Raw genomic sequence first — 24,411 nt, 5'->3', positions numbered from 1 at the left:
GGAGTTTAATTAGTATGCCTACCCTATCTACAGTCACATCCCCCCAAGAAATTTATGAGTTTGAAGTTAGCAAAGCTCGTGATGCCTTTATTCAGCGTCCAGCACTTTTAGAACTTCTTGATCCTGATGCTGATCCAGTTTTTATTGAGCTTTTTCTTATCTACTATAATGCTTTAGGTGTTTCCATGACAGAGCCAGTTGATAGTTGGATTCGTCGAGCAGGGGAAAGATGTAAACAAATTGGATTTATTGATCTTGGTGCTTCACTTTGTGTACACGCAACCCATGAAGCGGGACATCATGAAATGATGATCAATGATACTCAACACTTGGTTAAAAAATGGAATGAAAAACACTCGTTTCAGTTAGATGCCCAGGAAATATTAGCACAACCTATCACACCAGGAGTGCAAAATTACATCAAACTACATGAAGATGTGATTGCTAGTGATGCACCCTTTGGTCAATTAGCCATTGAATTAGAGATTGAAAGATTATCGGTTACTGTGGTTCCTGATCTGTTAAAACAATTTGTCCGTGTTTTAGGGTCTGATATTTTACAAGGATTGAGTTTTTTAGAAGAACACGTTGCGCTTGACGTTTCTCATACCCACTTTAATAACAAACAAATGAATAAGTTTTTAGAACACAATCCTGATGCGGTAATGTCTTTAGTCAATGCTGGTCAGAAAGCATTAGAAGCTTATGGGACATTTTAGAAGATTGTGTTCGGTTAGCGAAAGCGAAAATGAATACCATGAATTAAATATCCTTGTTCAGTGGGGGTTTAGGTAGCAATATATAGCAGTTTCCGTACCTGTGAGAAGTTACTTCTTTGAGGCAAGAGACAAGCCAACCAACCCCCTTTAGTATTGGGCTACAACCAAAAAAACAAAAACCCACTTTGAAATAAAGTGGGATAAAATTTTATTTATCATGATTATTCCTTAGTTATTGGCATTATTTTTCTTCTTACGAGACACTAATGCACCGATACCGATAGCACTTAAACCAATTAAAGCAGAGGGTTCGGGAACAGATTCTCGCTCAATTCTAGCACTCACTTGTTCACGAGCAAAGAACTCAATTCTTGCGCTACCACTATTTAGAAACTCATAGTCTGCAAGTGTACCAATATCTAGGGGTATTGGTAGTTGAGCCCCGTTAATGAAATTTGTTCGGTTTATAGAACGATTTTCATTAGTTAGACTGACTCCATCAAAAAGCGTTGGTGCAGTAAAAACTTCAATGTCGTCAAGAAAAACACTGTAGGTGGCGGTATAATTAGCATTGACACTTTTTAGATCGTCTGGTCTCCATCCGTCGATACTTGCTGCAACTGTTGCGGTGAACAGACCTTCTAGGTCAAGAAAATCCCCGGCATTAACTTCGAAATCATTAGTAAAAATTGTGTACTCACCGAAAGCTGAGGCATCACCTTGATTACCAGTGATAGAGAGATTCGCAAAATTAGATGCGTCTGTTACTGAACCATTTAAACAATCAATGGTAGCTCCTCCATTGGCTGAACCATTGGGCACAATTGCAGAAGCTACACCGGATATGGGTGTTTCTCCACAACTACGATTAGGTACAAAAAAATTATCATCATTACTGTTTCCATCTAGGTTAACACCAGACGAGCCTTGTACTGTATTGATAAATAGAGGCACAATGGTATTGCCATTTAAGGTAAGCTCGACATCCTCAAAGGCAAGATCAGAGGATGCTGTTATTGTCCCCGCTTGCGCTTCTTGAACTATTCCTAAACTGGTGGCAGTTAAGAGTCCGATGACTCCAGCGGTCATTTTGTTAATAGGTATTGTTTTCATAATGGTAATTTTTTTGAATTGTTTTCTTGGTTTTAATACAAGTTTTCAGTAAAACTAATTAACTTTATATTTTTTTAATATTTCTGAAAAAATGTCCAATTATGTCCAAGTTTTTGATTAAAACTAATGTCCAATTATGTCTAAGTTTTTAACCTCTCAAGATATTTAATTAGTCGGACATAAATAGAATCAACTGTTTTAAGAAAAGTAAACAACCAGTAATCCTTATACTCTTAAGAAACACATTGCAAAATAAGTGTTTCTTCCTATCTATTGCTAGTAGCGATCGCTGCTAGTGGGAGGCTCATATCTTGCACCTTTGAAATCCCCCCAGGGAGGTATCATCTTCCATCCGACAGCTTGATCAATGACAAATGTATCTTTTATATCCATAGCCATCAATATAGGGATATTTTTTTGTATCAACATTACAATCATTTAATTTAACTTCTGCATTAAAATTGACTGCCCAAACTTCTAAGGGTTTAGGTGAGTTTTTAACTGTTTCTTCGAGATTAATGGTTGATTGCGGATCATTATTTTTTGTTTGATTAATCAATAAAAAATCAGGATTGTCTAATTCATTATTCCTATTTAATTCTAATGCTATCCCCATCATTTCTCCTACTTGAACCAAACTTTTATGAGTAGTAACAATAAGAACCTGTTCTGATGAATTTTCTTTAATCACTGATATTAATTGTTCAGGACGATAATATTTTTGATATCCTAAATTAATGATAACAGTAACTGCACCTAAAAACCCCATCAACCAGACAGCGTAAAAGGCTAATTTACCGTTACAATTTAATTTATCATATAATTGACTCAGTAAAATTAAGGGATTAATTGTTTGTTTTGCTTGCAATTTTTCATTTTCTTGTTTGATTTCATGCCATAAAATTCCTAAACTCGCTCCCACTAAAACTATCACCGCAGGAAAGTAAGTAAAACTATAACGAGCAGCACGAGTTAAGTCTACGCCAACCCCATAAGTAATGATAAGAAATAAAGCAATAACCCCACTTATAAATGTCATTAAAGTTAACAAAGAGAGACGAAATTGATTCAACTTTAATCCTTTTTTTATACCTCTAATACTATAAGGAATTAGCCAGATAAAAAATAGCAGTAAAAGTAACCCAGAAAGAATAACAATAGGAATAAAATCAGATTCAACCGGTAATAATGATAACATAGGAACCCAAACCGCTAACAATTGGAAAGGGGGACTAATGGCATATAAAATATGACTCAAAGGATGAATCCAAGTGATCATATTATTACCGTACCCTTGAGGAATGACTAAAAATATCCACACTAACCCTGTGGTAGTTGTTCCTAAAATAACGGCTAAAACACGGATTAAATTTCGTTGACTTAACTGGGAAAAATTGTTTTTAAATTTAGCATAAATTAAAATCGCTAAAGTGATCGCTTCTGCCATCAATGTTAAAACAAAAAAATAATGAACCGAAAGACCCAAACTATTAATTAAAATCCAGCTTAATACCAACCATAAAGGAATAATCGATTGTTCATAAAGATGTCTGAGGGCAATAATTAAACAGAGTAAAGAAGCCATAACAAATAAAATAGCTAAGGTATAATGACGGGCTTCTTGTGCTAAAAAAATACCAAAGGGAGAAACCGCCATTAACGCTGCACTAATTTGACCCACCAACCGAGATTGAAAGGCCATTTTTCCCAAAAAATAGACCCCAGGAATCGATAAAATGCCAAACAAAGCAGGAAGCGATCGCATAACTCCCACATCGACATATTCTCCAACACTTCCAAATAATTTGACCCATAAATGAACTAAAACAAAATACACAGGAGGGTGATTATCTTCTTGTAACAATAAAGAAACAACATCACTAATTCCTGCGTCCTCATTAACACGAAGCGGTTGCAAAAGAGTATCCAATGAAATAACCTGATTCAGAGGAACTGAGCGAAAATCATTTCCTAAACTAAACACCATTGTGGCAAATTCATCAGTCCAAGGGGGTTTAGCGTCCAAATTTGCAAAGCGGAGAAGACCACCAATAATTACCCATACACTTAACAAAACCCAATCATTGACTTGGGGTAACTGATTTATCCACTGTTTAGAAGACGATTGAAACTTTAACACAGAAAATCCTCACAACCAAACTTTAAATAAAATAACCTAAATTTAAACGATGCAGCTTATAGATTGGATTATTATCTTAATTTATCTCTTTGGAACCATGGCCTTAGGCTTATTGTTGTCTCATCGAGAAACGGACACTTATGATGAAGACGATGAACCGAAAAGTCTGGTGAATAACCTCCTGGCCGGTAGAAACCTCCCTTGGTGGTTAGCTGGGACCAGTATGGCCGCCACCACCTTTTCGATTGATACCCCATTGTATATTTGCGGTGTGGTGGCATCTAGAGGCATTGCAGGAAACTGGGAATGGTGGAGTTTTGGCATTGCCCACATTGTTCTTATTTATGTCTTTGCAGGGCTGTGGAGGCGGTCGGAAATGGTCACCGACGCTGAATTAACAGAATTGCGTTACAGTGGGCCTACAGCAGCGGTTTTACGGGGAATCAAAGCCTTTTTATTCGCGGTTCCTATCAATTGTATTGGCATTGGTTACGCCATGTTGGCTATGGTTAAGGTGGTGGATGCGTTAAATTTATGGCAAAGTTTAGGGTTCTCTCCTGGAGAAGCCACTAAACTGTGGACTGTGATTGCTTTAAGTTTGTTTGTCCTCATTTATACTGGGGTTTCAGGACTTTGGGGTGTGGTGGTCACAGACTTCTTTCAATTTTTCTTAGGATTATTTGGGGCGACGTTAGTGGCCATTATTGCGGTGAATGATGCTGGCGGAATGCACCAATTAATCCCCAATGTTCAAAAAATCACTGATTTTGATGTTTTATCGTTTATTCCTATTACTAATAATGGGGGTTTCGGTTTTACTTGGAATGATGCTGCTGGGATTACAGCGACCACATTTTCAGCTTATCTATTTGTGCAATGGTGGTCCTTTCGTCGCAGCGATGGGGGTGGAGAATTTGTGCAAAGATTGTTAGCAGTTAAAGGTGAAACAGAAGAAGCAGCGAAAAAAGAAGCAGAAAAAGCCACTTGGTTTTTTAATATTCTGAACTACATTGTGAGAACTTGGCCGTGGATTGTTACGGCTTTAGCAGCGATGGTTTTATTACCCAATTTAGAAGATGCTGAACTGGCTTATCCTACTCTGATGTTAACTTATTTACCTTCGGTGGTTTTAGGGTTAGTGGTAGCGTCTTTAATTGCTGCTTTTATGAGTACCATTTCTACCTCAATTAATTGGGGGGCTTCCTATTTAACCAATGATTTATATCGTCGTTTTCTTCGTCCTGAAGCGTCGGATCAAGAGTTAACGAATGCGGTTAGACTAGCATCGGTTTTAGTGACGGTTTTAGGGTCAATTGCTGCATTTTATGCCACGGATGTTCGTACGGTATTTCGGTTAGTGATTGCCATTGGAACCGGACCCGGACTGGTTTTAATTTTACGCTGGTTTTGGTGGCGAATTAACGCAGCAGCAGAGTTATCGGCAATGGTTACAGGGTTTTTCATTGGATTAATCACAACCGTTAATCCTGACATTAATAACATTTTCCCTGACTTTGGTTTCCGATTATTAGCCATTTCTGTTCTGACAGCAGTGGTATGGGTAACGGTTATGTATTTAACCCCTCCTGAAGACGAAGAAACCCTCTTAAATTTTTACATAAAAGTTCGTCCTGGGGGCATAGGTTGGCAACGTCAACAATATAAAACAGGTTTACAACCGGCACAGAATTTGAAAAATGATCTGCTAAAAGTCGTCGCAGCCATTTTAGTTATGTTTGGTAGTATGTTCGCTATTGGTGGCTTTTTACTACTACAATCTATTACTGGTTTTGTATCATTAACCATTGCAGTCATGGGAGGATTTTGGTTACGTAAATTGAACAAAAAACCAGTTTAACTTAAAGATTCAGATATAATCAATAATATTACTTCAAGCTATGTTACCACCTAAAATCTCAAGACAACTTATGTTATTGTTTGCTTTACCCATTGTCTAAACTGCTTTAAAGCTTTTGCACTGCCTATTATTTGTGCTGATTTTAAAGTTTCTGGAATTGTCTCAATAAGATTAAATCGTGGAAATATTTCACTTTTATCGATAATAATATATCGACCATTACGTAAGATGTTAATCTCTAATTTTTCTCCATTATATCGCCATAATTCAGGTACTCCTAAAACTTCATAATTATTAAATAGAGTACGATTTGTTATATCAATTTCAATGGCCAAATCTGGAGGGGGATCGTGATCTAAATTAATCCTTTGTTTGCCTCGAATTTTAGTACAATTATCAATATAAAAAGACTCATCGGGTTCAACCCCTTGATCCATTGTTTGACTTTTGAAAGTTGTTGATCCTGCTGCTTCATAATCTAGGTTTAATTCATCTAAAAGAATCTTAACTAAATCCCCTATTAAAACCTTAGTATTTTCATGGATAAATAAAGGGGTCATAATTTCTAAAGTCCCCTGACTATAAGATAAACGAAGGGATCGATGTTCTCCCAATTCTTCTAAAATTTGCTCATAATCTTGCCATTTTAAAGCCGTTAATATTAAGCGATCGCCAGGAGGTATTTGTAATTGTTTTAAGGTTAATAACATGATTTTTTTATTCTAATAACCAATCAAATATATCTTTAACAGTAAGATTTATTTTTTTAGCAAAAGATGGTACAGGAAGGATTAAATCTAGCTGATCAAATACTGCTGTTTCTTGTTTAGGACGATAAATAAATACAGTTTTTTCATGAGGATCAATTAACCAACCCATTTGTGTGCCATACTTGAGACAATATAAAATATTTTTAGTTACTTTGGTTTGACTTTGATCCGGTGATAAAATCTCAATTGTCCAATCTGGTGCAATAGTAAATAAGTTAGCAATTTCTCCATTTTTATCACGGAGAATATGATCCCACGTAAACACTACAATATCAGGAACAATTGAACGATCGCCAAAAGTACACCGTAATTCAGGAAAAGCACGGGCAATACGTTTCGGTTTCATGATAGAATTAAACGTAATTATAAATTCTCCCTGAATGGCACTGTGTTTCCCTTGTGCCATAGGTTTATCAATAATTTGACCATCAATATATTCTTTTGCTGGTTTCGTTTCTGGTAGTTGTAAAAACTCCGCTAAGGTCAAATGTTTAGAGGATATTTGTACCATAATTATTATTACAATTAACTTTAACTAAACACTTCTTTAACAGCGATTACCACTTGTTTCATTTGATCTTCTGTTAATGCTAACCCACTGGGAATATAAAACCCCCGACGGGATAACCTTTCTGAAACTGGACAAGAAACCTCTTTTAATAATCCCATTTTATGGAATACGGGTTGTTCGTGCATTCCCCAGAAAAAGGGACGGGTTCCTATTTTTTCCTCCCGTAACCGTTCCATTGCTTCTGCTGCATCAAAGGGAACTTCATCTTTGATAACTATCCCATAAACCCAATAAATATTCGCTGCATAATCGGTTTTAACTAAGGGTAATTCTAATTGAGGAATATCTGATAAAAGTTCAGTATAAATAGCACCCATTTTGCGCTTTCGTTGCACAAATTCTGATAACCTTTCTAATTGGGCTAAACCGACAGCAGCTTGTAGGTTTGTAAAGCGTAAATTCCAGCCTAATTCTTCATGAATAAACCGTCTTTTTGGTTGAAAACAAAGGTTTCGTAAAGAGCGACATTTTTCTGCTAAACTGTCATCATCGGTGACAATCATTCCCCCTTCCCCTGTGGTAACGTGCTTGTTAGGATAAAAGCTAAAGGTACTAATATCCCCAAAACTACCACAAGGTTGACCCCGATAAGTTTGCCCGTGCATTTCTGCTGCATCTTCGATAATTTTTAAGCCATATTTATCCGCAATTTCTAATACAGGTTTCATATCTACAGGTAGACCATAAATATGTACCACCATAATGGCTTTTGTTTTGGGGGTAATTTTAGCTTCTATTTGACTGACATCCATATTCCAGGTGACGGGGTCACAGTCTACTACCACTGGAATTCCCCCCACCCTGACAATGGCGGCACCACAGGATATGATGGTAAAAGTAGGTAAGATGACCTCATCTCCTGCTTGGATACCTAAGGCAACCACAGCCGCATCTAACGCAACGGAACCATTACAGACACTAATCGCGTGTTTTCTGCCGACGGTTTGAGCAAATTCTGCTTCAAACTTTTTGACAAAAGGCCCTTCTGAAGAAATCCAACCCGTATCAATACATTCGCTTAAATATTGTTTCTCATTACCATCGAGTAGCGGTTCATTAACAGGGATAAAGTCAGCCATAATAATTACATTTTAAACAGGAATTGTTATTGATATCATTTCACTTTTTATTTTACATCCGCTTGACTTCCATCAATACCTGAAAAACGAACTTTATCATTATCTCCCACATAAGGACCTTGTTTAACTTCTATCATTTCTAATTCTTCTAATACTTCAAATCCATGACCCCCTTTAATTAATAGAATAACATCCCCTGCTTGTAAAATCCGACTTTCTAAATAATCTCGGTCATCGTTATAAAAATCAACCCGAAGTTTACCCTTTTTTATTAATAAGACTTCTTGGGTATAAAAGACTTCCCGACGAACTTGTTTATGAATGTGTGGTTTAATAATTTTCCCTTCCGGATGTCTCATATAAGCAAGTTGCTGAGAGAAACTATCAGGGGTGAAAAAATGAATTCCAGGTTGACGAAACTCACAAGGAAGAATAATGGCTAATACTTGACCATTATAAGTAATTTCTTCGATCATGGTTTGAGTATTGGTTTGTTGAATCATGATATTAAGTTTAATAGGGAAAAACTCGGCTTCATTTTAAATTGTATCAGCTTGTTTGGTTAATGTCGAATTCAAACATAAACTTTATTTTAGTTAACTGAATTTTTAGAGATCAGTTTTCCTTCATACATGGTATATTTTCCTTGATCTCCTAAAGAATTAAAAATAACTTGAAAAGTAGAGTTTTCATCATTTTGCGTTATAAATTCTTTAGAGGTCAAATCAGGAATTTCACACTTACGGTAAGGATAACAAACATAGATAAACTCTGATTGGTTATTGTTAATTAAAGTTTGACCTAGTTTAACTAAATTATCGGGTTGATCCACACGGAAAAATAGTTTATCTTTTCTTAAAGGCGATTCTAATAACTGGGCTGCATATTGATGGGAAACCACCACCACTTGACGAGAATCATTGGCTAAAAATTCAATGGCCGGAGTGACTCCTCTATGAGTTTTCTGGAAAAAGACAGTTCCCAAATACATATTCTTATATACCCCAAGAATCAAGAATATGGAAAATAAGAAAATGGTATAATATTTAAGTAAAGATTTTGAGTTATCTAGAAAAAATTTTAATTGTTGAACAATCATAATTGAAAAGAAAGGAAGCAAAATCAATAAATATCTTTGTCCCCATTGTTTCCCTCCTACGGCAATTTCATCGGAACCCGAATCAACTAATAAAGCGACTCCTGCGGTAAACAATAAGCTCATCACATAAACAAAAGCCATTTTTTGATTAATATTAATGTCTTCTTTTCTACTTAAAATTAACCAAATAGCTGATAAAATAACTAAAATTCCATAGGTTTTAACAAATAGCTTTATTTCTGCTAAGCCATGAGTATTAACCCAGTAAATACTGGTGATCAAAGAAAAGATAATTAAAGCTAGAAAAATAATTCTTGGTGTTTTCTGCTGAAAGCTTTTGATAATTAGAAATAACAAGAGGTAAAGTAAAGAAAAACAAGCAACAGGAAAATACTCAAAAAAGGTTACGATAATCTCAAGAAAACTCTCCCAAGCTTCAGTTAACCGTCTTGTTATAGAAAATTCTTCAACAATTTGTAGAGCATGAATCCCTAAAAAATGACCATAAATCAACTTATTACTAATAAAAAATAAGCCAACGGTACCATACATTGTTAAAATAAAAATCCATCCCTTATCCCCCAAATATAAGAGTTGATCTAATTTCAACTTTTTAACCAGGTTAAAGCTTTTTTCTGATCGAAAGTTAGATGATAATCGTAGAATGGTCATGATTCCTACCAAAAAAGTTAAGGTGGCAACCATCGCTAAAAATTCGGAACGTATCCAAGCCGATAAACCCACAAAAAAACCACTTAAAATTGCTTCTTTGAGCGTCACGGACTCTCGTGGGACTAATAAGATAATCATCCCAATGAAACAAAAAAGAACCGCCAGTGTATGTTCCCAGTACATCCCACTATAGAGAGTTAAATTAGAAGCAAAAACTAAGAGAAAAACCGATAAAACTTGCTGAAACGAACTTAATTTTAAATAACGACAATAAAGATTAAAACTAATCCAAATTAACCAAGTAGAAACCAAAGGAATGACATACAAACCCCGTTCCCCTAATAGGGTATAAAAAGGAGCGGTAATTAAAGAAAAAGGATAAGGAAAGGTAATATAATAACGGTCATTCAAATAGTAAACAAAGGGTTCTTCATAGGGGTATAATCCATCTTTCCAGAGTTGACGAACCCACTCAAAATCAGGCTTAACTAAATCAATGCGAAAAATTCCCTCACTTAATTGTTGTGCTAATAAAGCTTTAAGACCACCGTCTCCACTAAAATAAACCCCTTCCGGAACTTGCCCCAGTAAAAACAATGAAAAAAGGACACCAGCACCTATAATAAACCAAGATAATCTATATCTAATCATTTTTATTAAATGGCTTTTATTAGCTAAACTGAGACAATGTTATACCATGTTAAGGGATTATGCAGAAACTTTTGAAATTAGCTCCTTGGGCGATCGCAGCAACGGCAGCTTGGTCATTGGGCTTTGTCTATAATGTCTATTATGGCGGTGAATTAAGCTTTTTACGGGGGATGTATTTTGAGAAAATATCCCTCGCAGCAGATGTTAAAGACTCTCCTCGGTTAATCATTTTAGGGGGGTCTGGAGCCCATCATTCCCTGAACTCTAAAGTCTTAGAAGAAAAACTAGGTATGCCTGTGCTAAACATGGGATTAGATGGTCCAGTAGGTTTAAATGTCATTTTACCCAGTATTCTCAAAGCGGTGCGTCCAGCAGATATCGTCTTATTAATCCCTGAAGACCTCATTTTACTCGATCAAGATGGCTTATTGGAACGTTCAGCCCCTTTTGGGGTTGCCATCGGAAGACCGGGACTGGGTGGGGTTCCTTTTCAGCAGTTAGTTGAAACTATCTGGATGCAGGGAGTTCCGAGTTTGAGGCCGATAACAAAATCGGCTGTTGACTTAGTGGAAAAAGGTCGTTTTACGGGTTACTACTCTGACCCATTAACCGAAAGAGGTGATCCCACTACGGTTAAATATCGTCAAGGAAAATGGTGGCAATGGAAAATTAATAAATCTATTTCTCCCCATGCTATTAAACGTATTAAACAGTTTCGTCAAGAAGTTGAGGCCAAAGGGGCTACTTTAATTTTATCTTTGCCTTGGGTTTATGCTAGTAAAGATGAAAAAACGTTATCAAATATGGAGGATATAACGGAAAAATTAAGCAAAATTGCTCCCATTGTTTATGATAAAAATGATTACAATTTAAAAACTGATTCTAGTCTCTTTGCTGATACCCATCATCACCTTGTTGTTGAAGGAAGAAAACTGAGATCCGAACAATTAGCCGAACAATTAAAACCAGTTATTAATACAGTGACCAGTGAACAGTGAACAGTTAGTCTATAAAAAAAATATTTTGAAATGATTCCTTTATAACAATAGTTAATAACCCATATGAATCAAGAAAAGCTATCAAAATTAACAAATATTTTTGGCTTAGATTTGCGATCGCTTGCCGTTTTTAGGATAGGTTTAGCCTTAGTGGTCATGGCTGATTTATTCAGTCGGTTTAGATCAGTGTCTGCCCATTATACCGATCAAGGGGTATTACCCAGAGAAGCATTACACCCTAATCTATTTGCTTCTTTTATCGCCTTTAAATCCGCTGGTAATTCTTTACTGCATCCTTGGTATTGGTCATTTAATTTACTGAATGGTAGTTTATTATTTCAATTTTTTCTATTTTTAATTGCTTTTGTTCTTTGTTTATTATTATTAGTTGGATATCGTACTAGACTGGCTGTGATTGCGGTTTGGGCGTTAAATATATCTCTACAAAATCGGAATCCTGCTTTAATTTTTGCAGGGGATGACGTTTTAAGAGCCATGCTTTTTTGGTCGATGTTTTTGCCATTAGGCTGTGCTTATTCTATTGATAGTGCTTTAAATTCTAATCCGAAACCACTGCCAAAAAGGGTTATGAATGCAGCCACCCTGGCCTTTATGATACAACTCATCTTTATTTATACTTGGTCAGCAGCTTATAAGACAAAAAGTGAATTATGGTGGCCCGATGGCGATGCAGTTTATTATTCTCTTCATTTTGATCAATATGCCACAGAATTTGGTCATTTTTTATTAGGATTTCCTATTCCTATTTTACAAATACTAACCTTTGGCGCGTTAATTTTTGAATGGATTGGTCCGTTTTTAATTTTCATTCCTTTTAGAAATAGCTTCTTCCGTTGTGTTGCTATTATTTCTTTTATTCTCTTACATATTGGCTTTGAATTGTGTTTTGCCATTGGCATTTTAAGTTATCTAAGTATTATTAACTGGTTAGCTTTATTACCCACAGAAGTCTGGGATAAAGCACAGGAAAAAATAAGCACTCAATCCAGAAAAGGTTTAACCATTTATTATGATAAAGATTGCGGTTTTTGTAAAAAAGTGGTTCATGGAATTCGGACTTTATTAATATTACCTAGAACCCCTTTATTAGAAGCACAAGGCTATGAATCTATCTATGAAGATATGTTAGAAAAAAATTCTTGGGTTGTGGTAGATTGGCAAGAGAATCGTCATTATAAATTTGAAGCGATCGCTTATGTTGTCAGTCTCTCTCCTATCTTATCTTTTTTAGAACCTTTATTACGCCAAAAACCTGTTATGAAGGGGGGAACAAAGTTCTACGAAATGATTGCTTCTAACCGAAAAGTTGCCGGTAATTTTACCAAACCTTTTAAGTTTCGTCCTTTAACTGTCAAATCCTCTTTACCGTTTAATGTAATTGTCTCAACCTTATTATTTTTAACAACTATTTGGAATTTAAAAGGGTTTGTGGATCAAACCGTTGCTCGTAATCCAGACTATCGTAATAATAATAAAAAAGATTGGATTTTATCGACCCGTAATTTTTTGAATCGTCGCACTTTTCAACGTCTTAATATTATTGGTTATCTCACCCGTTTAGATCAAGCTTGGAGTATTTTTGCGCCTGCACCTCCCCTAGACGACGGTTGGCACGTTATCATTGGAACCTTAAAGAATGGAGAAACGGTCAATCTTCTTGACGAAAATAATCCCATTACTTGGGATAAACCCACTTTAAAACAAAGACGACAACGTTATCAAACCATTCAATGGCGAGTCTATTACATTAATCTGAATCGTGCCATTGGACAACAACTTTATCCTTATTTTGTGGACTATTTAATCCGAGAATGGAATACTCAACATTCTGCTGATGAACAATTACAAAGTTTAGAGATTTACTTTATGGAAGAAAGAACCGTTCCCCCTGGAGAAAAACAACCCATTAATAAGAAAAAAGTCTGGCCACCCTCTTAGACTCATATCTTGCACCTTCGATTAAACCCCCCACATCCCCCACACCCCCCACACCCCCCACACCCCCCCTGCCCCCCTTATAAAGGGGGGTAGGGGGCAGGGGGGGCAGGCGCAAGGGAACGCTCACCAAGACAGGCAAAAGCATCTTATTTTAAGGCTAACTGCTTGAGCATTGACTATCTTTTTTTTAGCCATCAAGTTATTTTGTAAGGTGTGCAAGATGTCAGTTAGAGACTTTCTGGACGAAACTCACAAACAGAAAAACAATTGCGTCCCATATCTTTAGCTTGATACAGTGCTTTATCAGCAGCTTTTATTAATTTTTGAGGTGAAACTTGCGGGGTAGGGATGGTGATAGCAACTCCTAAACTTAGGGTGACATAAGAACTACACTCAGAACAACAGTGGGGTATCTCTAACCCTTCGATGGCCTGGCAGAGTTGTTTTGCTACTTTTTCTGCACCTAAGCGGTTCGTGCTAGAAAGAATAATTGCAAATTCTTCTCCCCCAAACCGCGCGACTAAATCGGCCGGTCTTTTAACTAAATTTTTGAGACATTGGGCCACTTCGTGTAAACATTCATCCCCAGCCTGATGATAATAATAATCATTATAACGTTTAAAATAATCCACATCACATAAAATTAAAGAAATAAATTTTCTTTCTCTGGCTAATCTGCGCCATTCCCTCTCAAAATATTCATTAAAGTAACGCCGATTATAAACTTGAGTGAGTTCATCGACTGTGGCTAAATATTCTAACTTTTTTTTCGCTTCTTCTAACGCTTCGGTTCTTTCTTCGACTTTTTGTTCTAAGGTCTGGGAATAGTCTATGAGTTTATTATAGTGTTGGGTGTTTTGAATGGCAATGGCAGCTTGAGAGGTCAAAGAAGCCAATAATTTTAATTGTTCACTAGTATATTTAATCAAGTTATTATGAGTCACTTTAATTACGCCAATGGTTTTATTTTGTACTTTTAAAGGCGCACAAATGAGAGATTTAACTTTAGTATCTTGAGGAATATATCGAGAATCTTCGTGAACGTCATTAACAATTTCTGCTTTTCCAGAACGTAAGACATGACCCGTAATACTTTCAATGCTTCCTTGTCTTTTATGTAACTTTTTTCCCTGATATGAATAAATATTTAACTCCCCTTTATCGTCTAGTAATATAACATAAATTTGAGAATTAGTGATAACTTTATTCGTTTCTTTCGTCACCACTTCCATGATTTCTTCAAAACTCAAACAACTTGAAAGTTGATGAGAAATATCAGATAAAAAATTTAGTTCTTCGTATTTTTCTAATGTGTCAACGGCCAGTAACTTTTTTTCAAATTCTTCGTTTAGAATATAATTTAACATTTGGGAAATTGTCTCAATTTCCTCAGTATCTCCATTAATTTTTCCTAAAATTTGCTGATTGACCAAAATGGGATAATGATAATTATAGTTATTCTTAAACTGTCCCCAAATTATATTGCCCTCAATATCACTAATACAAAAAGATAGGTTAAATGTTTGCGTAAAATTATCTAACAATGAATCAAGCTTGGGTTTATTCAGTAACTTTTTTAATTTAACCTGAATCATGGTAAAGTTAAGAAAAAAGTGAGGATATCATCATTATACTTCATCAATTCCTAAAATACTCTTAGACTTTAGGAGTATTTCTTTCGGACGAAATGGTTTAGTAATATAGAGATCCGCCCCAGCTTCCATACCGTTTTCCTCATCAAAACTTTGTCCCCTCGCCGTCAGGAGAATAATATAAACATGGGAAAGATGATTATTATCTTTGACTATTTTACACACTTCTAGTCCACTAATATGGGGAATCATTACGTCTAAAAAAACCAGGTCAGGTTCTTCTTTTTTGATTACTTCTAATGCTTTTTTTCCATCTTTTGCTGTTAACAGTAACACCCCTTTATCTTCTAATTCTTCTAGAATTTGCTCCATTAAAATAATAATATTCGGTTCATCATCAACAATTAAAATTTTTTTCATTTTTTCTTTATAAAATAAGGTTTTTTATTAAAAGTTAACCATAAAAAATCAGACAACTTATGTAGGTAGTTATAAATAAACGTAAGGTGGGCAATGCTGAGAAAAAGCTTACAAACCCTAACCAGAAATGATTTGAGACATTGCCCACCCTACAAGTTTTATTCATTTAATTATGCCTACCTACTGAACCATAGACTAAAAAAATAGTCAATATAGACATCAAGCTGTCAAACACAACTCAACATCAATTAAGCAATATTAAAGTGATAAAATGGTTGTTGTTAATTGATAAGGATTTGCATTAGTTTGAAAAATTGCTAGAATAAACTAAAGAACCGTTATATCTCTTTTAAATTAACCATAAAGTTAATTTATAGTTAACTTCTATATTAACATTAAATAATGGTTATGATCCGTTTAGATTGTTAATTATCTGGTGCTAAGGGCAAACTGACAAAAAATGTACTACCTTTTCCTAATTCGCTAGTAAACCAAATTCTTCCTCCGTGTTGTTCAATAATTTGCTTAGAAATAGATAAACCTAACCCTGTTCCTTTGGGTTTATTCGTTAAAATATTGCCCACTTGTTGAAATGGCTCAAACACTTTACTATAATCATCTTCTGAAATTCCGATGCCTGTGTCGGTAATAGAGATCAATAAATTATTGTGATCTACCTCAGCTTTACAAGTAACCGAACCCGTTTCCGTAAATTTAAACCCGTTAGAAATTAAATTAACAAATACTTGAATTAAGCGATCTTCATCTCCTAATATAGTAGGTAAATCCTCGGAAAAATCTTCTCTTAATTCCACCGAAGATGCTTCAAATAAAGGCGTATTAGAAGCGATCGCCCAATTTAAAACCGTACTGGGTTTAACAGGGAACAAATTTAGAGTTATTTTTCCTGATTCTATTTTCGTCATGTCCAGAAAGTCGTTAACTAATTTAGTTAATCTTTCCGCTTCAAACACCACAATATCTAAATTCTGTTTAATCCGTTCTAAGGCTTTTTCTGTTTTCCTATCCTTGTGTTCTATTTTGGGAAAAACCATTTCATAAAGTTTATCTCGAATTAAAGAAGAAAAGCCGACAATAGAAGTTAAAGGGGTTCTTAATTCGTGGGAAACCATAGATAAAAAGTTACGCTTCATCCGTTCCATTTCCCGTTCTTTAGTAATATCTCGGATTAAAATAACAACCCCTAGATATTCTTCTCCTGATTCTGTTTTATCTTTAATAATATTACTGGCCAATGCCTGACCAATACGATTATTAGATAAGGGAATTTCTACTGTAACCACCTTTTTTTGATCTAATTCTTGGCGTTCTACTAAAGGAGATAACTCATTAGGAAAGATATCTAAGAACTGCTTTCCCAATAACGGGGAGGTAACATTAAACATCGAAAGTAAACTAGGATTATAGCGAGTAATTTTCCCATAAATATCCACCACCAATAATCCATCTCCCAAGTTATCAACGATCGCATTAAGATCCGCTAACGTCGTTTGTAACGCCTCTGACTGTTGTTGAGTTTGCCTGAGTAACTCACTTTGATGAACCGCCACCCCCAACTGGTTTCCAACCTGTTTGAGTAAGTCGATTTCTCGTTTATACCAAGAGCGCGGTTTCCGATTATCATAGACCCCTAAAATTCCCCAAAGGTTGTCTCCTACAAACACCGGAACCGTGAGCAACGCCCTAACTTGAAACTGCTGTAAAAGCTCTCGATGACAAGGGGTTAACGCTGCTGTCTCAATATCACTTACCGAGAAAACCTCGTGGTTACGGTATCGTCCCCCTTGGGTTTCTTGGAGATAAGTATCTTCCCAAATGGGGGGTTCTGCCCTGTCTCCTGTCAGGGGTTTCCACTCCGGTGCCAGGGACTCGTATAAAAATTCCCCCCCCCAATTTTTCCAAAAACGATAGACCACCACGCGATCGCAGTTCAATATCTGTCTCACTTCTTCAGTCGTCGACGCAAAAATAGATTCTAAGTCCAAAGTTTGGCGAATTCGCTCAATGACCCTGGCCAGGGCTTTTTCTTGTCCTGCCACCTCAGCTAAATGTTGTTTTTGAACCTGAACTTGTTTCAAGGTATTTTCAAGAATCCTCGCCCGTTGCTGACTTTCTTTGAGTAAGGCCGCTTGTTGAATTGCCACACTGAGATGAGTGGCTATTTTTGTCGTAAAGCCTTTTTCGAGGGGTTTCCATTGACGAGGAGATGAACATTGATGAATGCAAATCAACCCCCAAAGTTCTTCTCCCATCAATAAAGGAGCGACCATATTGGCCTGAACGTGGAACCGTTCTAAGATTTGGCGATGACAGTCGAGTAAGTTAGCTTTGTTGACATCATTAATGGTAAAAATGTGACCTTGTTGATAATAGGGGCCGCTATACTTAGCAAAGCAATGATCTTCGACTTGTTCTTGCAACGCTGAAGGATAGCCCGTTGCCACATCCTCTGAAATCAATTCTGCTAGGGCAAATTCTGAGTCGGGATCAAACTTAAAAATAGCCACGCGATCAACATTGAGCAGATGACGCACTTCTGTGACGGCCGTTTGAAAAATAGTTTCTAGATCCAAAGTGCGACGGATTTTATCAATCACTCCCGATAAAGCCCGTTCTTGGCGAACCATCATCGCCTGTTCTTCACCATACTCTTGAATTTGCCGAACATGAAAGCTTTGTTGTAAGGCTACACTAATATGATGGGCAACTCGTTGCAACAGATGAATTTCGTCACTCTGCCACTGTCGGGGATGGCTATGTTCAAAAGCGGCTAAGAGTCCCCAGAGTTGAGTTCCTTGGAAGAGAGGGACAATGGCTAGGGATCTTACCCCAAAACTTTCTAAGATTCGCAGATGACAGTCACTGAAGCGATTATCTTGTTGAATATCATCAATAAGACAGGTCTCATTATCTCTAAATCTTCCCCCTTGGGTTTTTTGTAAATATTCGTCGTTCCAGGTTACTCCAGCAAACGAAACAAAGTCCCCAGGATCAGATTCAAAAATAAACGCTCCCCCGTATTTTGAATCAAACTGATAAATAGTAATATGTTCGACCCCTAAGAGTTTTTGAACTTCTGTAGCGGCCGTTTGAAAGATTGTCTTTAAGTCGAGGGTTTGACGAATTTTATCGATGACTAATCCTAGCGATCGCTCTTTTTCATTGATTTTAATTAAGGTGTCTGCTTGTTGTTTTAAGGCGGTTTCTAAAGCGGTTTGTAGTTGTTGTTCATGTTGTTGCGTTTGGGCTAAGAGATCCCCTTGTTGCAAGGCAATGCCTAAATTGACCCCCACTTGTACCATAAAGTTAATTTCGGTGGTTTCCCAACGACGGGGACTATCATTTTGATAAGCGGCAAAAAGTCCCCACAGGAAGTTATTTTTATAAATAGCGACAATAATATAGGCTCTTCCTTGGTATCTTTCTAGAAGTTGTACATAACACTGAGAAAACCCCGCTTGATAAATATCATCACACACTCGAAACAAGTCTTTAGGGTTAAAAATGGCGGCTTGGGTTTCTTGTAAGTAACTATCGCTTAATTGTAAAGTGTCTAAAAGCTTAATGGTGCAGTCTTTGATATTGTTATCACTATCAATGTCGTCCGGTTGCTTTTTTATTAGCGATCTCCATCTCTCCCCTACGGACTCGGCGATAAATTCTCCGCTATAATCTGCATTAAAGCGATAAACCGCCACGCGATCGCATTTCAACAGTTTTCGACTTTCTTCTGTGGCTGTGGTTAGAATTGTCTTAATGTTGAGAGAGCGACGAATTTTATCAATAATATTGGCGATCGTGGTTTGTCGTTCGATGGCCGTTTCCACGGCTTGATCGAGAATTTGCTCCTGCTGTTGTTGTTGTTGGTACATTTTATAATGTTCGACTGCAATACTCAAATGAAAAGCAACTTGCTGCACCCACTCACTTTCTTCTGGTTGCCAAGGACGGGGTTGTGACCGATGATCGATGACTAATACTCCCCATTCTTTTTGTTTCAAGGTGATGGGAACCATGAGTTGAGTAATTTTCTTACCAATTTCTACACAATCGTTGAGATTTTCTGATAAGATAAGACTAGATTGACCGTCTCCTTGATAATCTTGTTCTAAGGTATGGAGTTGATGGCCAGGGATGTGTGGAGATTCCTGAATACTTCGCCAACATCTCCCCCCAAATTGATAAATTAGGATTCCATCTACCTTTAATAATGTCTTTAGTTCGGTAGTGATTAATTCACAGATTGCCTCTAGCTCTCCAACTTCATGGATTTTTCTAATAAGTCCAATTAAACTTTGTTGTTGAGCAATCCGTTGGTTATGGAACTGGGTTGACATAAGGAAACCCTATGAGGGGCGATACAATCCTAACTATAGTTTAACCTCAAGAACTGGATTTATTCTTTTCTATAACAAATCTACATAACAAACAACACCCAAGTCCTACTCTGCGGTGTGATTCCTCTCTTTTTTGATACTATCTGAAGAGACCTAACTACGGCTTAATCTCGCTTTCCACCTTTTAAGCTCACTTTGTGGTCTTGCTTCCTATTTACCCATTTGAGGAATTATCCGTTTTCGGATCGGGTGTTGTTGTCGGATACGAGACAGATGTTAGTTTAAACAGCGTTGACTTACCTCTTGGTTTTACTTTTTACTTTTCACTGGGCTGTTTGATCTGCCAGGGAAGCTTTACTTGCTTCAATTATTAATATATCAACTTTTGTTCCTATTTACCTTAATTCGTAACAAAGCTTTATATTTGACGAATAACCCTTAACTTTAGAAGATAACGGTTAAGGGATCATATGAGATGAGGGCAAGAAAATCGCTGTTTTTCCTCACCTCATCGTTTTATAGGTAACGTTTATCAGGATCAACAGGAATAAACACCTTAGACTTTCGTAGATATTTCCAAGCGATACCATCAGGATCTTTACTCTGACTCCATTCAGCAAAACTAGCATCCCTTTTACGACGGCCAATGGTACTGGGGGTTATATCGAGTCGTTTAGCTAAATCGGATTGAATGAGGGTAAATTTCTCTTTTTTCTCGGTATCAGTCGAGGTATCTTGAGCTTGACTCTCGGTGTCAGTGGGAGGAGTAGGAGTTGATGGTGTTGGTGAGGGTGAAGACGCAGAAGATTCGGGAGTCCCTTGATTTTGCTGTTCTCGTTCTTCTTTAATAGCAGCTAACTGAGCAAACGGACTTGATAACGAACTCGAGGGGGAGTCAGAGGGGGTACTTTGAGGGATATCAATATCATCCTCATCATCCTCGTCCATCTCAAAGGTTTCTGGTTCTTCTGGTTCTTCTGTCATGGGTTCACTATCATCTAAGATACTGCCCAAGGTACTAGCTGTAATGAAATAATATACCTTTCCCTGTTCTGGTAATTCCCTAGACGTGGCACTAAATTCTTCAGCCTTTCTCGCTAAAAAACGTTTCGCACTCCCTGCACTTAAATTGGCTTTGAGGGATAAATCCATGGCAGTGATTTGTCCCTGGTTTTCTTTGAGTAATTGATTAAAAATCGGGTTAATCTTTGCGCTCCACTGTTGCCATTGATAATTATCTACCAGTTTCCAGACAATAATTAAGGCAACAAATCCTAATACCCACATCCAAGCTTTGTAAAGAAGGACGATCACTGCAGCCAGGGGAAGGATTAGGATCAAAAAGGCGGCCGGGGTTGGATTACCATCGAATACTTTTCCAGTCATAATTTCTGGTGTTCTCTAGAAGTAATTGGCAAAACTGATGTTATTATGCACTACGGTTTCACCATTTATAAATATATTATTGTCAAAGAACTCTATATTATCAGGATTTGGTCTTTTTATCCTAGAAACGACGGGTGACAGAAATCCCATAAAAAATCCCCAAGAAAATCGAGATGGTCATCAAAAGTAAGATAACGCTTCCTGGAATAAAACCTAAAATACCTAATCCCCTTAAAATATAGGTGGTTAGGGTGATTAGGACAGATAGGATCAAAGCTAAGGTGATAGGGGAAAGTTTAGACGAAGTTGATTTGCTCATTAGTGTTTAGGGGTTAGACTCACAGGGGAGATAGTTGGGGAGATCACTACAATAATTGAATCTTATCTTACTTGACCCACCAAAATTATCTAGATTGTTCCTCATCTCATCCTTGCTAGTTCTTTCCCTGGTAGCGATCGCGGATTAATTGGTTCAAGGAGAAATAGGTTAAAAGTCTTATCCAGTCACCGTTTTTCTCTCAGTTTGCACTTCAGCGCACCCTTGTTAACTTTATCCCTACGTGGGAATCACGACCCCATTTTCATTAGTTAAAACTAATTAATAAATTATAGTCAATACTTGCTAAAGCGATATTATAAAGTTCAAGCAGCATGAATTTTTCATAATACAAAACATCATCAGCTAATTCATCGAATCTTTTTTCATATAAAATATTAAAATCAGGAGTATAATTACCAAGATCAAGTTTTAACTTATCAGCTATCTCCTTCAACTCGTTACAAAAATTAATACTAAATCCAATAGTCCATAGAAATGAGTCAGGAACAGATATATCATCAAAATCTATAGGTACATAATATCCGCAAAAATCAAAGTGTAAAATAAAATGAGATTGTTTTCTATCAAATACTTCTCCGATCAAATCTGGATATATCGGCTCACCAATAAATAAAGATTCTTTTTCAGGAGTCCATTGTGGATTGTATTCCAATTCAATAGCAATGGTTTTTAATTTATGGAGTATTGTTTTCTTAGAAAGATATAAATCTATACCAGGCAAGTTATCTCTACTAGGCAAAATAATATTTTGATGCTTTGAGATTTCCTCAAAATTATAATATGGTTTATAGTTAGGTAACCCATAACAAGATAGTTTTTCATTTATACAAAAAACTGTTTCTTGAAAAATTTTACTTTTATTTCCAGCAATCAAGCTGATGCTTCCTGACATAATGTATACTACAATGATTAAATATAAGATTGAATAAAGTTTTAAATTTAATTATTAAAATGATGATCAAGATGCTATGAGTGTGATCGCCGATCTCGTAGGTTGGGTAGAGGAACGAAACCCAACCTACGTGAAAAAACCCCATCCTTATCAGGACAGGGCTTATGACTTAGTTTAGATGACTTGAGAATTAGTAGTCAAAATCTCCACCGCCACCAGCAGGGGCTTTTTCTTTCTCAGGCTTATCAACCACAATACATTCAGTGGTTAAGATCATACCTGCAATAGAAGCAGCATTTTGTAAACCAGAACGGGTTACTTTGGCAGGGTCAACGATACCGGCGGCTAACATATCGGTAAACTCACCGCTTGCAGCATCGTAACCAGTGTTAAAGTCTTTTTCTTTAACTCGTTCGGCCACAACTGCACCGTTTTGACCTGCGTTTTCAGCAATGCGCTTTAAGGGAGCAGTTAACGCACGGGCAACAATCAACGCACCGGTTAACTCTTCGTTCACCAGATTGCTAGTAGCCCACTCTTCTAGCGTCGGTGTGAGGTGGGCGAGGGTTGTGCCACCACCAGGAACGATCCCTTCTTCTACGGCTGCTTTTGTAGCGTTGATGGCATCTTCTAAGCGAAGTTTACGATCCTTCATTTCGGTTTCGGTAGCAGCACCGACTTTGATAACCGCTACCCCACCGGATAACTTAGCTAAACGCTCTTGTAACTTCTCTTTGTCATAAGAAGAGTCAGAATCATCAATTTGACGACGGATGAGGTCACAACGGGATTTAACCGCTTCTTCGTTGCCTTCGGCGACGATGGTGGTGTTATCTTTGGTTAGAATCATGCGACGGGCAGATCCTAACATTTCAATTTTGGTATTTTCTAACTTAAGACCAGCATCTTCGCTGACCAGAGTTCCACCGGTCAAAGTAGCGATATCTTCAAGCATTTGCTTACGGCGATCGCCAAATCCAGGGGCTTTCACGGCAGCCACGTTTAAGACACCCCGTAAACGGTTCACAACTAGGGTTGCTAAGGCTTCTTTTTCAATATCTTCAGCGATGATCACTAAAGATTTACCTTGACGGGCAACTTGTTCTAAAACAGGAACTAAGTCTTGAACGAGGTTAATTTTTTTGTCGGTGATGAGGATGCAGGGTTCTTCAAATACCGCTTCCATGCGTTCAGTATCGGTGACAAAATAAGGAGAAATATACCCTTTATCAAAGCGCATCCCTTCGGTAATTTCCAGTTCGGTGAACATGGATTTTCCTTCTTCTAAGGAAATAACCCCTTCTTTGCCCACTTTGTCCATGGCTTCGGCGATCATTTTACCTACTTCTTCGTCATTTCCGGCAGAAATGGCTCCTACTTGAGCGATCGCTTTAGAATCTTCGATGGGTTTAGCGTGGGCCGCAATTTTTTCCACTAAGAACTCAGTGGCTTTATCGATGCCTTTTTTTCAGGGCGATGGGGTTCGCACCAGCGGCGACGTTGCGTAACCCTTCTTTAACGATGGCGTGGGCCAAAACTGTGGCGGTGGTGGTTCCGTCTCCAGCCACATCGTTGGTTTTAGAAGCTGCTTGACGAATCAAGGAAACTCCAGTATTTTCGATATGATCTTCTAATTCAATTTCTTTAGCAATGGTGATCCCGTCGTTGATGATTTGCGGGGCACCAAATTTCTTTTCTAGAACAACGTTGCGGCCTTTAGGACCTAGGGTAACAGCCACAGACTCGGCGAGGATGTCCATTCCTCTTTCTAATGCGCGACGTGCATCTTCGTTG

At 37.2% G+C, this 24,411-nt stretch carries 17 protein-coding genes and 1 pseudogene; 4 read left to right on the top strand and 14 right to left on the bottom strand.

From position 1 onward, the window contains the following. Positions 1 to 14: 14 nt before the first annotated feature. Positions 15 to 719, top strand: a complete 705-nt coding sequence (locus C4E06_RS08785) for a hypothetical protein (RefSeq protein ID WP_107667733.1) — start codon at positions 15 to 17, stop codon at positions 717 to 719. Positions 720 to 947: 228 nt separating this feature from the next. Here C4E06_RS08785 and C4E06_RS08780 read toward each other — a convergent pair whose 3' ends face one another. Both C4E06_RS08780 and C4E06_RS08775 read right to left on the bottom strand, forming a co-directional pair. Then, positions 948 to 1,808, bottom strand: coding sequence for a PEP-CTERM sorting domain-containing protein (locus tag C4E06_RS08780; protein WP_157951131.1), 861 nt, complete (start codon positions 1,806 to 1,808; stop codon positions 948 to 950). A gap of 388 nt (positions 1,809 to 2,196) precedes the next feature. Continuing rightward, positions 2,197 to 3,972, bottom strand: coding sequence for a glycosyltransferase family 39 protein (locus C4E06_RS08775; RefSeq protein ID WP_107667731.1), 1,776 nt, complete (start codon positions 3,970 to 3,972; stop codon positions 2,197 to 2,199). A 49-nt stretch (positions 3,973 to 4,021) separates the two neighbouring features. Between C4E06_RS08775 and C4E06_RS08770 the strand changes: the two genes are divergently transcribed. After that, positions 4,022 to 5,830, top strand: a complete 1,809-nt coding sequence (locus C4E06_RS08770) for a sodium:solute symporter family protein (protein ID WP_107667730.1) — start codon at positions 4,022 to 4,024, stop codon at positions 5,828 to 5,830. 68 nt (positions 5,831 to 5,898) lie between these two features. Here the strand turns inward: C4E06_RS08770 and C4E06_RS08765 are convergent, their stop codons facing one another. The 5 genes from C4E06_RS08765 to C4E06_RS08745 form a co-directional block, all read right to left on the bottom strand. Next, complete coding sequence (locus C4E06_RS08765; RefSeq protein ID WP_107667729.1) at positions 5,899 to 6,540, bottom strand: Uma2 family endonuclease; 642 nt, start codon at positions 6,538 to 6,540, stop codon at positions 5,899 to 5,901. 7 nt (positions 6,541 to 6,547) lie between these two features. Then, positions 6,548 to 7,111 carry a Uma2 family endonuclease gene (locus C4E06_RS08760; protein WP_107667728.1) on the bottom strand — a complete coding sequence of 188 codons (564 nt, stop codon included), beginning with the start codon at positions 7,109 to 7,111 and terminating at the stop codon, positions 6,548 to 6,550. Between the two features lie 20 nt (positions 7,112 to 7,131). Beyond that, positions 7,132 to 8,250, bottom strand: coding sequence for a DegT/DnrJ/EryC1/StrS aminotransferase family protein (locus C4E06_RS08755; protein WP_107667727.1), 1,119 nt, complete (start codon positions 8,248 to 8,250; stop codon positions 7,132 to 7,134). 47 nt (positions 8,251 to 8,297) lie between these two features. Continuing rightward, complete coding sequence (locus C4E06_RS08750) at positions 8,298 to 8,753, bottom strand: hypothetical protein (protein ID WP_107667726.1); 456 nt, start codon at positions 8,751 to 8,753, stop codon at positions 8,298 to 8,300. Between the two features lie 89 nt (positions 8,754 to 8,842). Then, a complete protein-coding gene (locus tag C4E06_RS08745; RefSeq protein ID WP_107667725.1) occupies positions 8,843 to 10,672 on the bottom strand; it encodes a dolichol-phosphate mannosyltransferase in 1,830 nt (609 codons plus the stop codon). A gap of 59 nt (positions 10,673 to 10,731) precedes the next feature. Between C4E06_RS08745 and C4E06_RS08740 the strand changes: the two genes are divergently transcribed. Next, the gene (locus tag C4E06_RS08740; RefSeq protein ID WP_107667724.1) at positions 10,732 to 11,670 is read left to right on the top strand and encodes a hypothetical protein; all 939 of its coding nucleotides are present in this window, start codon (positions 10,732 to 10,734) and stop codon (positions 11,668 to 11,670) included. 63 nt (positions 11,671 to 11,733) lie between these two features. After that, positions 11,734 to 13,629, top strand: a complete 1,896-nt coding sequence (locus C4E06_RS08735) for an HTTM domain-containing protein (RefSeq protein WP_107667723.1) — start codon at positions 11,734 to 11,736, stop codon at positions 13,627 to 13,629. A 227-nt stretch (positions 13,630 to 13,856) separates the two neighbouring features. On the opposite strand, the gene C4E06_RS08730 is transcribed toward C4E06_RS08735, so the two are convergent. From C4E06_RS08730 to groL, 7 genes and pseudogenes are all read right to left on the bottom strand, one after another. Then, positions 13,857 to 15,224, bottom strand: a complete 1,368-nt coding sequence (locus C4E06_RS08730; protein ID WP_107667722.1) for a diguanylate cyclase domain-containing protein — start codon at positions 15,222 to 15,224, stop codon at positions 13,857 to 13,859. A gap of 33 nt (positions 15,225 to 15,257) precedes the next feature. Continuing rightward, positions 15,258 to 15,641, bottom strand: a complete 384-nt coding sequence (locus C4E06_RS08725) for a PleD family two-component system response regulator (protein ID WP_107667721.1) — start codon at positions 15,639 to 15,641, stop codon at positions 15,258 to 15,260. Positions 15,642 to 16,066: 425 nt separating this feature from the next. Beyond that, positions 16,067 to 19,999 (bottom strand): GAF domain-containing protein, encoded by a 3,933-nt coding sequence (locus C4E06_RS08720; RefSeq protein ID WP_107667720.1) that lies wholly within the window; start codon positions 19,997 to 19,999, stop codon positions 16,067 to 16,069. A gap of 516 nt (positions 20,000 to 20,515) precedes the next feature. Continuing rightward, positions 20,516 to 21,385: a hypothetical protein gene (locus C4E06_RS08715; protein ID WP_107667719.1), complete on the bottom strand. Its 870-nt coding sequence runs from the start codon at positions 21,383 to 21,385 to the stop codon at positions 20,516 to 20,518. 121 nt (positions 21,386 to 21,506) lie between these two features. Further along, the gene (locus C4E06_RS08710; RefSeq protein WP_107667718.1) at positions 21,507 to 21,704 is read right to left on the bottom strand and encodes a hypothetical protein; all 198 of its coding nucleotides are present in this window, start codon (positions 21,702 to 21,704) and stop codon (positions 21,507 to 21,509) included. A gap of 265 nt (positions 21,705 to 21,969) precedes the next feature. Beyond that, the gene (locus C4E06_RS08705; protein WP_107667717.1) at positions 21,970 to 22,617 is read right to left on the bottom strand and encodes a hypothetical protein; all 648 of its coding nucleotides are present in this window, start codon (positions 22,615 to 22,617) and stop codon (positions 21,970 to 21,972) included. Between the two features lie 190 nt (positions 22,618 to 22,807). Further along, a pseudogene (gene groL, locus C4E06_RS08700) lies at positions 22,808 to 24,411 on the bottom strand (chaperonin GroEL); the annotation flags it as partial.

It is taken from the genome of Cyanothece sp. BG0011, from assembly GCF_003013815.1.
Taxonomy (GTDB): domain Bacteria; phylum Cyanobacteriota; class Cyanobacteriia; order Cyanobacteriales; family Microcystaceae; genus Crocosphaera.
Note: the sequence above shows the minus strand (reverse complement) of the source record. Positions and strands in the feature narration are given on the sequence as shown.